At 64.5% G+C, this 11,767-nt stretch carries 13 protein-coding genes and 1 riboswitch; of the genes, 7 read left to right on the plus strand and 6 right to left on the minus strand.

Features of this window, described 5'->3' with window-relative positions; translation table 11 throughout:
- The first annotated feature begins 2 nt into the window (after positions 1 to 2).
- Together OOZ51_RS01070 and OOZ51_RS01075 are read left to right on the plus strand one after the other, a co-directional pair.
- Complete coding sequence (locus OOZ51_RS01070; protein WP_416346329.1) at positions 3 to 266, plus strand: type II toxin-antitoxin system Phd/YefM family antitoxin; 264 nt, start codon at positions 3 to 5, stop codon at positions 264 to 266.
- A complete protein-coding gene (locus OOZ51_RS01075) occupies positions 263 to 517 on the plus strand; it encodes a Txe/YoeB family addiction module toxin (protein ID WP_265977038.1) in 255 nt (84 codons plus the stop codon). The genes OOZ51_RS01070 and OOZ51_RS01075 overlap by 4 nt, the downstream gene beginning before the upstream one ends.
- Before the next feature lie 75 nt (positions 518 to 592).
- Here the strand turns inward: OOZ51_RS01075 and OOZ51_RS01080 are convergent, their stop codons facing one another.
- Complete coding sequence (locus OOZ51_RS01080) at positions 593 to 2,176, minus strand: aminopeptidase P family protein (protein ID WP_265977039.1); 1,584 nt, start codon at positions 2,174 to 2,176, stop codon at positions 593 to 595.
- Positions 2,177 to 2,256: 80 nt separating this feature from the next.
- Between OOZ51_RS01080 and OOZ51_RS01085 the strand changes: the two genes are divergently transcribed.
- Positions 2,257 to 3,102: a PHP domain-containing protein gene (locus OOZ51_RS01085; RefSeq protein WP_265977040.1), complete on the plus strand. Its 846-nt coding sequence runs from the start codon at positions 2,257 to 2,259 to the stop codon at positions 3,100 to 3,102.
- Between the two features lie 28 nt (positions 3,103 to 3,130).
- On the opposite strand, the gene OOZ51_RS01090 is transcribed toward OOZ51_RS01085, so the two are convergent.
- The 4 genes from OOZ51_RS01090 to thiE all read right to left on the minus strand — a co-directional run bounded on the left by OOZ51_RS01090 (position 3,131) and on the right by thiE (position 8,220).
- Positions 3,131 to 3,994 carry a DNA-methyltransferase gene (locus OOZ51_RS01090; protein WP_265977041.1) on the minus strand — a complete coding sequence of 288 codons (864 nt, stop codon included), beginning with the start codon at positions 3,992 to 3,994 and terminating at the stop codon, positions 3,131 to 3,133.
- 8 nt (positions 3,995 to 4,002) lie between these two features.
- A complete protein-coding gene (locus tag OOZ51_RS01095) occupies positions 4,003 to 5,697 on the minus strand; it encodes a DEAD/DEAH box helicase (RefSeq protein ID WP_265977042.1) in 1,695 nt (564 codons plus the stop codon).
- A 287-nt stretch (positions 5,698 to 5,984) separates the two neighbouring features.
- On the minus strand, positions 5,985 to 7,493 hold the full coding sequence (locus tag OOZ51_RS01100) for an RNB domain-containing ribonuclease (protein WP_265977043.1): 1,509 nt from the start codon (positions 7,491 to 7,493) through the stop codon (positions 5,985 to 5,987).
- Positions 7,494 to 7,530: 37 nt separating this feature from the next.
- Complete coding sequence (thiE, locus tag OOZ51_RS01105; protein WP_265977044.1) at positions 7,531 to 8,220, minus strand: thiamine phosphate synthase; 690 nt, start codon at positions 8,218 to 8,220, stop codon at positions 7,531 to 7,533.
- A 26-nt stretch (positions 8,221 to 8,246) separates the two neighbouring features.
- A riboswitch (TPP riboswitch) is annotated at positions 8,247 to 8,366 on the plus strand.
- Between thiE and thiO the strand changes: the two genes are divergently transcribed.
- The 4 genes from thiO to OOZ51_RS01125 all read left to right on the plus strand — a co-directional run bounded on the left by thiO (position 8,358) and on the right by OOZ51_RS01125 (position 11,466).
- A complete protein-coding gene (gene thiO, locus OOZ51_RS01110; protein ID WP_265977045.1) occupies positions 8,358 to 9,695 on the plus strand; it encodes a glycine oxidase ThiO in 1,338 nt (445 codons plus the stop codon). (Overlaps the previous riboswitch by 9 nt.)
- A complete protein-coding gene (thiS, locus tag OOZ51_RS01115) occupies positions 9,692 to 9,928 on the plus strand; it encodes a sulfur carrier protein ThiS (RefSeq protein WP_265977046.1) in 237 nt (78 codons plus the stop codon). The genes thiO and thiS overlap by 4 nt, the downstream gene beginning before the upstream one ends.
- Before the next feature lie 3 nt (positions 9,929 to 9,931).
- Positions 9,932 to 10,738, plus strand: a complete 807-nt coding sequence (locus OOZ51_RS01120) for a thiazole synthase (RefSeq protein WP_265977047.1) — start codon at positions 9,932 to 9,934, stop codon at positions 10,736 to 10,738.
- 62 nt (positions 10,739 to 10,800) lie between these two features.
- Entirely contained in the window at positions 10,801 to 11,466 is a 666-nt protein-coding gene (locus OOZ51_RS01125; protein ID WP_265977048.1) for a 4a-hydroxytetrahydrobiopterin dehydratase, read from the plus strand.
- Positions 11,467 to 11,472: 6 nt separating this feature from the next.
- Here OOZ51_RS01125 and OOZ51_RS01130 read toward each other — a convergent pair whose 3' ends face one another.
- Positions 11,473 to 11,733, minus strand: a complete 261-nt coding sequence (locus OOZ51_RS01130; RefSeq protein WP_265977049.1) for a hypothetical protein — start codon at positions 11,731 to 11,733, stop codon at positions 11,473 to 11,475.
- Positions 11,734 to 11,767: the final 34 nt, after the last annotated feature.

Below are 11,767 nucleotides of genomic sequence, written 5' to 3' on the forward strand. Positions count from 1 at the left end.
ACGTGAGCGAGGAAGAAGTCATGGCGATCACCGCTTCAAAAGCCAGAGCGGAGTTGTTCCCTCTTATTGAGCGAGTCAACGCCGATCACACAGCCATTGAAATCGTGTCCAAGAAGGGCAGTGCTGTTCTCATGTCCCTAGCGGATTATGAGGCACTGGAAGAGACGGCTTACCTGCTACGAACGCCGGCAAATGCCGCTCACCTGCTCGAAAGCATCGCACAGCACCGCGCCGGGTCGGCAGTCCGGCGCGAACTGGCCGAGTGAACATCCTCTTCACCGACAAAGCTTGGGACGACTACGTTTACTGGATCGGTACCGACAAGGCGATGACCAGGCGCATCAACGCGCTGATCAAAGACTGCCAACGTGATCCCTTTGATGGCATCGGCAAGCCTGAGGCCCTAAAACACCAGCTTTCGGGGTACTGGTCCAGACGGATCACCGAAGAGCACCGGCTGGTTTATGCTGCCGAGCCGGAACAACTCGTCATCATTGCAGCCCGCCACCATTACTAGGGTCGTCCCCAAAGCAAAAAAGGAGGGCTACCGGATCAGTACCCGGTAGCCCTCCTTTTGCGTTTGCCTGACTAATTACGCTTCGGCGTCTTGGTAAATGCCCGCCATCCAGGTCTCGACGTCGTCCGCCTTGCGGGGGAGGGCGGCGCTGAGGTTGACGGGACCGTCGGCGGTCATCAGGATGTCGTCTTCGATCCGGACACCGATTCCACGGTATTCCTCAGGAATGGCGAGGTCCTCGTTCTTGAAGTAGAGCCCGGGTTCGATGGTGAACACCATGCCCTCCGTGAGGACACCGTCCAGGTAGAGATCGCGCTTGGCCTGGGCGCAGTCGTGGACGTCCAGTCCCAAGTGGTGGCTGGTGCCGTGCGGCATCCAGCGGCGGTGCTGCTGGCCTTCGGGGTTGATGGCTTCCTCCACCGAAACCGGCAGCAGACCCCACTCGGCAAGGCGCTCGGCAAGCACCGTGGTCGCGGCGGTGTGGACCTCGCGGAACTTCACGCCCGGCTGGGCCGCGGCGAATCCGGCGTCGGCAGCGTCAAGCACGGCCTCGTAGACCTTGCGTTGAACATCCGAGAACTTTCCGTTAGCCGGAATGGTGCGGGTTATGTCCGCCGTGTAGAGCGAATCCGCCTCCACGCCAGCGTCCACGAGCAGGAGCTCCCCGGCGTTGACCTTGCCCGTGTTCCGGGTCCAATGCAACACCGTGGCGTTGTTTCCGGCTGCCGCGATGGTGTCGTAGCCGAGTTCGTTGCCTTCCTCGCGCGCACGGGCGAAGAACGCGCCCTCGACGACCCGTTCGCCCCGGTGGTGGGTCATGGCGCGGGGGAGGGCACGGACGACGTCGGCGAAACCCTCGACCGTAGCTGCGACGGCGATCTTCATCTGCTCGACTTCCCAGGGGTCCTTGAGCAGGCGAAGCTCGGAGAGGGCCTCGCTGAGCAGTTCGTCGAGGGCATCGAGTTCGCTCAGGTCCAAGTTCTCCGGATCCTTGGCCGTGTTGTAGCGGGCGGTATCTACGAGGGCTTCGATGTTCTCGTCCACTTTGCGGACCAGGCGGATGGAGATGCCTCCGATTTCCGCGGCGCCGACGTTCTTTGTGATGGCCATCTCGAGTTCATCGATATGAGCAGTTTTGAGCCCGAGGCGCGCTTCGAATTCGGCGAGCGTGGGACGGGCACCGATCCAGAACTCACCGGAACGCGAGTCCGCGTAGAACTGCTCCGTGTCCCGGCCAGCCAGCGGACGGAAGTAGAGGGTCGCGAGGTGGTTGCCGCCGTCGTCGCCGGTTCCTTCTTCGACAGGTTCCAGGACCAGCACGGCATCGGGCTCGTGGTCCAGGCCCAAGCCCGTGAGGTGGGCGAAGCCGGAGTGGGGGCGGAAGCGGTAGTCGCAATCGTTCGAACGGACCTTGGGAGGACCCGCCGGTACGACCAGGCGCACACCGGCGAACTTGTCGGAGATGGCCCGACGACGCGTGGCGGCGTGGTCTGCAACGGCGTCGCGCGCAGGGGTCACCTGCGGGGCGGGCGCCCAATTGCTGGCCATGAACGCCTTGAAGGCATCGGATGTGGGCCGCTGGGAGCGGTTGTTGACGCGCTCCTCCAGGGGCTGGGAGGCTGTGGTTTCACCGTTTTGGGTGTTATCTGCATCGTTCACCGTCCCATCGTCCCATCAAGGCCGACACTAGGCCAACGCCGCAACGGTCCAAGCCGCCCCTGATCCAATAGGCTTGGAAAGTGAAGATCGACCTGCACGCGCACTCCAATGTTTCCGACGGGACCGAGGCTCCCGCGGGAGTGATCGCTTCAGCGTCTGCCGCGGGTCTGGATGTGGTGGCGCTGACAGACCACGACTCCACCGGTGGCTGGGATCAGGCTTCCGTTGCCGCCCTTGAATTCGGCCTGGCCTTCGTGCCGGGGATGGAGATATCCTGCCGCACCCGGGAGGGGATCAGCGTCCATCTGCTGAGCTATCTCCATGATCCGGAGCATCCCGGCCTGCTCGAAGAAATCACCAAAGCAAAGGACGCGAGGCTCACTCGAGCGAAGCGCATGGTCACGCTCCTTGCCGAGGACTATCCCTTGAGCTGGGACGATGTCATCCACCATGTGGCTCCTGGCGCAACCGTGGGCCGTCCACACATCGCCGACGCCCTTGTGGCATCCGGTGCCGTGGCTGACCGCTCCGAGGCCTTCTCCGCGATCCTGACCTCGCACTCGCGCTACTTCGTGCAGCACTACGCACCGGCCCCGGCGCTCGCCGTCGAGCTCGTCCGTGCGGCGGGTGGCGTGCCCGTCTTCGCCCATCCGGTCGCCTCGGCCCGCGGCCGGGTGGTGGGGGAACGGACTTACCGGGAAATGATCGACGCCGGGCTCCAAGGGCTGGAAGTGGAGCACCGCGACAACCCCGAGGAAGGCCGCGTGTTCCTGCGGCGCCTGGCTGCAGAGAACGGGTTGTTCATGACCGGATCTTCCGACTACCACGGAACCGGCAAACCCAATCTGTTCGGGGAGAACCTGACGTCCCCGGAGGTCCTGGCCCGCATCGAGGAACTTGGCACAGGAAGTTCCGTGGTCCGCTGACGGAGGTCCCGCGAAGCCCAACTGCTAGCTAGTTGGGGTAGAAAGTGGCCTTGCCGTCCAGGCGCTTACGCATCACGTCGATGGCCGGGGCGTTCTGGTCCACGCACACGAACTTGCGCTCGAGCTTCGCGGCGACTGAACCGAGCGTGCCGGACCCGGCGAAAAAGTCCAGGCACCAGTCTCCCGGCCGGCTGGATGCGGTGACGATCCGCCGGACCAGGCCCTCCGGCTTTTGCGTTGGATAGCCGGTCTTTTCCTTGCCGGTGGGCGAAACTATGGTGTGCCACCACACGTCCGTGGGGAGTTTCCCGAGTTCCCGCTTGGCCGGCGTCACGAGGCCGGGCGCCATGTACGGCTCGCGGTCCACCTCGGCGTTGTCGAAGTGGTATTTGGCGGGGTTCTTCACGTACACGAGGATGTTGTCGTGCTTGGTGGGCCAACGGTTCTTGGCGCGGGCGCCGTAGTCGTAGGCCCAGATGATCTCGTTCAAGAAACATTCCCGGCCGAAGATCGAGTCCAGCATGACCTTGGCGTAGTGCACCTCGCGGTAGTCCAGATGCAGGTACAAGGTGCCGTCTTCGGCGAGTAGGCGCCAGGCCTCCACGAGCCGGGGTTCCAGGAAGGACCAGTAGTCGCTGAAGGCGTCGTCGTAGCTGTGCAGGGCGCCCTTGATGGTGTCATAGGAGCGGCCCTTGAACCCGACGCGGTCGCCGTCACCGTCGGCGTTGCGCACCATGCGCGTTTCCTGGCGGCTCTGGACGCGGCCCGTATTGAAGGGCGGGTCCACGTAAATCAGTGTGAAGGCGCCGTCCGGCAGCGTGGGGAGGAAATCCGCGTTGTCCGCGTGAACCACCAAATTGCTGCCGTCCGGCGCCCAAACAGTGTCAGTCATTGAGGCCGTTAAGCCTCGGTGCTCTCGGCAGAACCACCGGAAGCGGCCACCACTTCGCCGTTGCGGCGGCGCGTGCGCGAACGGCGTGCGCGGGAAGGCTTGTCCGCACTTTCGCCGGACTGCGGCTCGGCAGACTGGGCTGCAGCTTCGGCGGGGGCCGCGTCGCCTTCGGAAGTACGACGACGGCGCGTGCGGTTGTGTCCACCCTCGCCGCTGCCCTCGCGAGAGGGAGCATCGCCGGACTTCGCGCCACGGCGTCCACCTTCGTGTCCGCTGTCGCGGCCGGAGCGTCCACGCCCGGAATCGCCCCCGGAGCGCGAGTTTTTCTTGCCGGTCTCGCCGAGGTCTTCCAAGACCTCAGCGTCGACGCCGGCCAGAACGCGCTTGTCGCGGGGCAGGCGGCCCTTGGTGCCCGCAGGGATGTCCAGCTCCTCGAAGAGGTGCGGCGACGAGGAGTAGGTTTCCACCGGCTCCGGATAGCTCAGGCCAAGTGCCTTGTTGATGAGACCCCAGCGCGGCATGTCGTCCCAATCGACGAACGTCACGGCCGTGCCCTTGTTGCCGGCGCGGCCGGTGCGGCCAACGCGGTGCAAGTAGATCTTTTCGTCTTCGACGCACTGATAGTTGATCACGTGCGTGACGTCATCGACGTCGATGCCGCGGGCGGCGACGTCAGTGGCCACAAGGACGTCCACCTTGTTGTTGCGGAAGGCGCGGAGGGCTTGCTCGCGGGCGCCCTGGCCCAGGTCACCGTGGATGGCGGCGGCGGCGAAGCCGCGGTCCACGAGTTCCTCGGCGACCTTGGCTGCGGTGCGCTTGGTCTTGGTGAAGATGATGGTCCGGCCGCGTCCGCGGGCCTGCAGGATGCGGGCGACTACCTCGACCTTGTCCATGCTGTGGGCACGGTAGATGAGCTGCCGGATGTCGCGCTTGGTCAGGCCTTCGTCGTCCGGGTCGGCGGCACGGATGTGAGTGGGCTGCGTCATGTAGCGGCGGGCCATGGCGATGACCGGGCCGGGCATGGTGGCCGAGAAGAGCAGGGTCTGGCGGACGGCGGGTGTTCCGGCAATCAGGGTCTCGACGTCCGGAAGGAAGCCGAGGTCGAGCATCTCGTCTGCTTCGTCGAGAATCACCATGCGGACGTTCTTGAGGTTAAGGTGCTTCTGCTTGTAGAGGTCGATCAAACGGCCGGGCGTGCCGACGACAACCTCGACGCCCTTCTGCAGGGCCTCGATCTGGGGCTCGTAAGCGCGGCCGCCGTAGATCGTGGCGATGCGCGCGTTGCGCTTCCGGGATGCCGTCTGGAGGTCGTTGGCCACCTGAACGGCGAGTTCGCGGGTAGGAACAATCACGAGGGCCTGGGGTGCACCCGGGACGGCGAGCTTGTGGTGGCCGGCGTCGTCCGGTCCGACGACGCGCTGCAGCGCCGGAATACCGAAGCCGAGGGTCTTTCCGGTACCCGTCTTGGCCTGGCCGATGATGTCGTGACCGCCCAGGGCTACCGGGAGGGTCATGGCCTGGATGGGGAAGGGGTGGGTGATCCCGGCGTCGGCGAGGGATTCAACGATGTCGGCGCGGACGTTGTAATCGGCGAAGGACTTTTCTGCGATCTCGTGGGGTATTTCATCCGAGGAAATGGTCTCCTCGGGTTCGATCGTTTCGGTTCCGTCTGTCAGGACTTCATGGGTGTGCAATTCACTCACAGTGGAGTTTTCCTTATTCATTTGGGCTGCGCTGCGTGCTCAACGGTTGTGGCAGGGCCGTTCCGGAGCACGGATGGGCGCAAGCAAATCCAGTGGAAGCCGATCGCGGGCTATCTAAATACTGGCACTGGGGACCAGTTGGTGTATCTCAAGATCGCGTAGGGGCGGGCTTGTTGATGTCAAAAAATTAACTGGATCAACGACCGGGCATCCATTACTACTCACACAGTCTAGCGTCTGGGGGCAATAAACCCCGGATCGCGGCCCCGGGCCTGCGAAGGACTCCGCTAAGCGAGCAGTTCGAAGGTGATTTGGCGGGTGGCGATTTCCGCGTCAAGCAGTTTCACCCGGACCTTCGTGCCGGATTCCATTTCGCCGTCGCAGCGAGCGGTGACCGCGGGCTCGGCGATCTGGACGATGCCGTAGGGACCGTGCGGGGCTCCGTTCCCATTCCCGTTGTTGCCGTTGGTGCTGTTCCCGTTGCCGTTGCCGTTGTTCTTGGCGGGTTTCGACCCGGAGATGACGACGGCGTCGAACTCCTGGCCGATATGGTTCACCAGGAGCGCTGCCTCCACAGTGTCCAGGGCCAGGCGCTCAAGCTTGCCGGCAATCTGATCGGATGACGCCATGATTGCAGGCAAGCTCGGCAGGGCGTCCCGTGCCCACGCGGGAATTGCTGTCCCGTTACTCAGGGCTTCGCAGATGACCAAGACGAAGCGATCGATCAGCCGCCGCAACGGAGCGGTCGCGTGGGCGTACGGGGCTCCGATCGCGGACTGCATCACGCTGTCTGGTACCTCGCCGTCGAAAGGCGTGTAGCCGGCGCCGCGGAAGAGCATCCCTGCCGAATGGAGGATTGCCAGCTGCCGGGGGTCCCTGGCATCGAGGGTCCGCAGGTACTCGCCATAGCTGATCCGGTCGCGCCAAGGCTTGCCGAGGGCGCCCGTCTGCCGTTTGAAATGGAGCAACGAGCGTTCATCGGGGGCGGGCATGGTACGCAGGATGCCCACTTTTCCGTCGAGCATCAGCTGGGCTGCGGCCATCCCGGTCATAAGCGAAATCTGGGCGTTCCAGTCTTCTACCGGCAACGGGGGAGCAGCAACGATCCTGTACCCCTCGCCGTCGGGCAGTTGGACGATTTCCTGTTCCGGCATGTTCAGGCTGGCTCCGCCTCGTCGGCGTTCGAGTTCCACCCGCTTGAGCCCGACCTCCTTGAGGAGTTGCAGGACCGGATCCGCTGTTCCGGAATCGATCTCCGCTTGGACGCCCTTGTAGTTGAGCTTGGCGCGGCTGCGAACCCTGGCCCGACGCACGGAGACCGTACGGAACTCCGTCTCGGCGTCGAGTTCGAAGTCCCATACGAAGGCGCCGCACGTCTGACCAGCCAGCAGGCTTCCGGCACGCTCGCTGATGATCTCGGGGTGCAGCGGGATGCGCCCGTCCGGGGCATAGTACGTTTGCCCACGGTGACGGGTCTCGCCGTCGAGCGCCCCTCCCGGAGTGACGAAGGAGGGCACGTCGGAGATGGCGTAAAGGACCCTGTAACCATTGCCGGACCGCTCAATGAAAAGCGCTTGATCGAGATCCGTGGAAGATGCCGGGTCGATCGTGATGAACGGAATCTCCGTGAGGTCCTGGGCGGGCAGCGTGTGACCGGAAACCGCAGTTTCGGCGTCGCGCAGCGCTTCGATGGGATAGCCGGCAGGCAGCTCAAGCTCAGTTCGAAGCGCCGCCAGCGCCTCTGCGAGCGTGTTCGACGTTTCACTGAGATTCGGTGCTATCCGCTGATGTGACACGAAAGTCAGGGTAACTCCAAAATCTCCCGGAGTCTTGCTAAGCCGCCGCAGCGTCCAGGGCGGCAAGGAGCGCCTGGGCTGCGGCCGTCGGATCCTCTGCTTCAGTGATGGCCCGGACCACCACGATGCGGCTGGCGCCTGCTTGCACCACTTCCTCAACGTTGCTGAGATCGACGCCGCCGATTGCGAACCAAGGGAGCACAACGCCGCCCACGGTCTCCGCGTCTGCCTTCTTCATGGCCTCGGCAGCGTACTTTACGAGATCGAGCCCGACGGCGGAACGCCCCGGCTTGGTGGGAGTTGCCCACACCGGTCCGACGCAGAAATAGTCCAGGCCGCTGCGGCCAGGCGATGCGGCGATGGCCGCGTCAATCTGTTCGGGGGTGTGCGTCGAGAGGCCGATGATGGTGGGGTCGTGGAGCAGCTTCCGGGCCGAGCGCAGCGGGATGTCCTTCTGGCCGATATGAAACACCGGAGCGCCGGAGAGGGACGCGATATCTGCGCGGTCGTTGACGGCCCAGAGGCGGCCGTGACGGTGCGCCACGGAATGCAGAACTTCCAGGAGTTCCAGTTCTTCGGCCGCCTCAATGGTCTTGTCCCGCAGCTGGATGATGTCCACGCCGCCCTCGAACGCGGCATCGACAAACTGCTCAAAATCGCCCTGCTGTTTGCGGGCGTCGGTGCATAGGTACAGGCGGGCGGTGGTGTGGACATCGTGCTGGGTCATGGAAACAGAGTAGTTCCTCTAAACTGGGCTGGTACCGCGGGAGCCGCGGCGGCAGTCACAATCGCCGCGCGGCTGAGAGGGCTTCAGCGCCGACCGCTTGACCTGATCCGGCTAGTACCGGCGTAGGGAAGGACTCCATGGACGAAGTGAACACTCAGCACGAACGCCTGCACGCCGATGTGGCGGTGATCGGGGGCGGTGTCATCGGCCTCGGCATCGCGTGGGAAGCCCGCAGGTCCGGCCGCTCGGTGGTCCTCATCGACCCCGCACCGGCCAGCGGCGCTACGTTCGCGGCAGCGGGCATGCTGGCGCCCGTCAGCGAACTGCACTACCAGGAAGAGGACCTCCTGGAACTCATGCTCGAATCGTCGGCCTTGTGGCCGGACTTCGAACGCAATGTGACCGGCTCAAGTACCGGACGCAGTACTGGATACCGCACGACGCCGACCCTCGCCGTCGGCGCGGACGCTGCGGACCGCCGGGCGCTCGCCGACCTCCGGGACGTCCAGCTGGCCAACGGTTTGGTGGTGGAATCTGTGCCGCTGCGCGAGGCACGCGAACGTGAGCCGCTGTTGAGCCCGCAGATTTCCTGTGCCTTCCACATTCCCGGCGACCACCAAGTGGATCCGCGAAGACTTGCGGCCGCGATTGTTGGCGCACTGGGAGACCACCAACCCGGTGACTCCAGTTGGGTTGAGGGGGCAGAGGAGGGCTTTGCGGTCCGCAACAAGGCGGCGAGCCTTCTGTGGGAGGACGGGCGCGTCGTCGGGGCTGAGCTCGAGTCAGGCACAAGGGTGCTCGCCAAGGAAACAGTGGTTGCCAACGGGCTGCACGCTGCCCAGTTGAACGGGCTGCCGGATGGCTTGTCCCTCCCGTTACGCCCCGTGTACGGCGACATACTGCGGCTGCGCGTTCCGGAACACCTTCGGCCCCTGGTCACCGCAACGGTCCGCGGGATGGTGCGGGGGGTGCCGGTCTACATCGTGCCCCGGGAGGACGGGACCGTGGTGATCGGCGCAACGCAACGCGAGGACGGCTTGTCGGTTTCGGGTGGATCCGCGAACCCGGTGTCGGCCGGTGGGGTATACCAATTGCTCCGCGACGCGCAGGTGCTGGTCCCGGCCGTAGCAGAATTGGAACTCCTGGAAGCCACAGCCCGTGCCCGTCCGGGGACACCGGACAACGCACCCTTGCTGGGGAGGGTGGCAACAGGTGCCGGCCCCGAAGGAGCAGAAGGCACCGTGCCCGGCCTCACCGTGCCCGGCCTCATCGTGGCCAGCGGCTTTTTCCGGCACGGAGTGCTCCTGACCCCGGCAGCCGCGAAAATCTGCGTCGGACTCATGGATGGCACTGACGATCCACGCTGGAACAAGTTCCGCCCGGACCGCTTCTCCAAACCACTCGCAAAAGCAGGCGTCGCGACAAACGGCTCGCAGGCTGCCACCGTAGATCCCCTTCCGAAGGACCACGCATGAATATCAAATTGAACGGCGCCGACCACACACTGAGCGACGACGCCTCCGTGACCACGCTCGTCACCCACATCACCGGACGGACTTTGGATACCAAAGGCCAGGCGGCCGACGGACGAAAGATTGGCGTCGCCGTCGCGCGCAATTCCGAAGTGGTGCCGCGCAGCCAGTGGGCTGCCACCGCGCTCGCAGAAGGCGACGAACTCGAAATCGTTACCGCAGTACAGGGAGGCTGAACCATGACCGCAGCAAGCACTCAAACAGCAAGCACCCAAACCGACGCCTTGGTGATCGACGGTGTTGAGTTCGGCTCGCGCCTCATCATGGGGACGGGCGGGGCGCCGAGCCTGGACGGTCTGGGGGCGGCCCTGCTGGCCTCGGGTACCGAACTCACTACCGTTGCCATGCGGAGGTACACGCCCACGGAAACAGGCTCCCTGTTCCAATTGCTCGTGGATCACGGGATCCGTGTCCTCCCCAACACCGCAGGCTGTTTTACCGCAAAGGACGCTGTCATGACAGCCGAGCTTGCCCGGGAGGCGCTGGAAACGGATTGGGTGAAGCTCGAGGTCATCGCAGACGAGCACACGCTCCTGCCGGATGCGGTGGAACTCGTGGATGCCACCGAAAAACTCGTCGACCGTGGCTTCAAGGTCTTCGCCTACACCAACGACGACCCCGTGCTGGCGCTTCGCCTGGAAAACCTCGGGGCTACCGCGGTGATGCCTTTGGGGGCGCCAATCGGCACCGGTTTGGGCATCCTGAATCCCCACAACATCGAGCTCATTGTGTCCCGCGCTTCAGTGCCGGTAGTGCTCGACGCCGGCATTGGCACCGCGTCCGACGCAGCCCTGGCCATGGAGCTCGGCTGCGACGCCGTATTGCTTGCCACCGCGGTGACCCGGGCCCAGAACCCCGTGCAGATGGGCGAGGCCTTCAAACACGCAGTCATCGCCGGTAGGCTGGCGAAGCAGGCGGGCCGCATCCCGCGCCGGGAGCACGCTCTGGCGTCCTCGGCCATGGAAGGCCGGGCCGAGTTCCTCTAGCGGGCTTCTGCCGGCCGCGGGGGGCATCCTGCGAAGGATTCAACGTCAGCGAAGGAGCCCCCATGGCCGGCAAGGATGACGTTCTCACCAGGTCCGCGATTGACGACGCCTTGACGGAGCTGCCGGACTGGCGGTACCGCCTAGGCGGTCTCGTCACCGCCTACAAATGCCCGACGTCGGCTGCCGCGCTCGGGCTGATTGCCGCCGTCGGGCGCATCGCCGAGGAACAGAACCACCACCCGGACCTGGACTGGCGGTACAACCGGGTGTTCGTCCGCTATACCTCCCACGACGCCGGGAGCGAGGTAACGCAGCGCGACATCCGCGCAGCCACCCACGCCAGCCAAGCAGCCAAGGAAGCCGGGGCCGTGGCCGAGCCGGGACTCTACCGCACGGTAGAAGTTGGAATAGACACCCCTGATCCCGTAGGGATTTCGGAAGTCTGGCGAGTGGCGCTTGGCTACCGCAAGGGCCGCTTTGGAGGCCTTGAGGATCCCTATGGCCGCGGGCCCAACGTGTGGTTCCAGGAAACCCAAACTCCCCACCCGAATCGGCTCCACTTGGACGTGCACCGAAGCCAGACTGAATCGGAACCCGCTTTGGAGAAGACCGCCGCTACCGGGGCGTTAATGGGCCACGACCACGCACCCAAATGGGTGGTGGTCACGGATTCACAAGGAAATAGGTTGTGCCTCTGCACCGAATCGGGCCACGAGCCGGATCTGTAGCTCGGGTTAACTGGCGACATCAGACCTGACTGGCGACACGGAAATGCCCTGACGAGGCTGGAATTCCAGGCTCGACAGAGCATTTGTGCGTCGCCGGGTATTCATGAATGTCAGCGTGTCGCCGACCTCGCGGGCAAAGCCGATCTCGATGTCGACGTCGTAACCGACCGGAGTCTGGCAGTCGGTCCCGAGGAATTCCGCGGGAGCATAGGTAGTGTCCGAGCCGATGGTCAGCGTGCCCTTGGACTTGATGGCCGCGGGAACCAAGGCAGCCAGCGTGTCATCCTTGGCGACGGAGTTG

Source organism: Arthrobacter rhizophilus, assembly GCF_026241105.1.
Lineage (GTDB): Bacteria > Actinomycetota > Actinomycetes > Actinomycetales > Micrococcaceae > Arthrobacter.

Excerpts from the sequence above, each read along its gene's own strand:
- OOZ51_RS01090 (WP_265977041.1), bottom strand. The coding sequence starts at position 3,994 with ATGACTGACACTGTTTGGGCGCCGGACGGCAGCAATTTGGTGGTTCAC.
- thiE (WP_265977044.1), bottom strand. The coding sequence starts at position 8,220 with ATGACCCAGCACGATGTCCACACCACCGCCCGCCTGTACCTATGCACC.
- thiO (WP_265977045.1), top strand. The coding sequence starts at position 8,358 with ATGGACGAAGTGAACACTCAGCACGAACGCCTGCACGCCGATGTGGCG.
- thiS (WP_265977046.1), top strand. The coding sequence starts at position 9,692 with ATGAATATCAAATTGAACGGCGCCGACCACACACTGAGCGACGACGCC.
- OOZ51_RS01120 (WP_265977047.1), top strand. The coding sequence starts at position 9,932 with ATGACCGCAGCAAGCACTCAAACAGCAAGCACCCAAACCGACGCCTTG.
- OOZ51_RS01125 (WP_265977048.1), top strand. The coding sequence starts at position 10,801 with ATGGCCGGCAAGGATGACGTTCTCACCAGGTCCGCGATTGACGACGCC.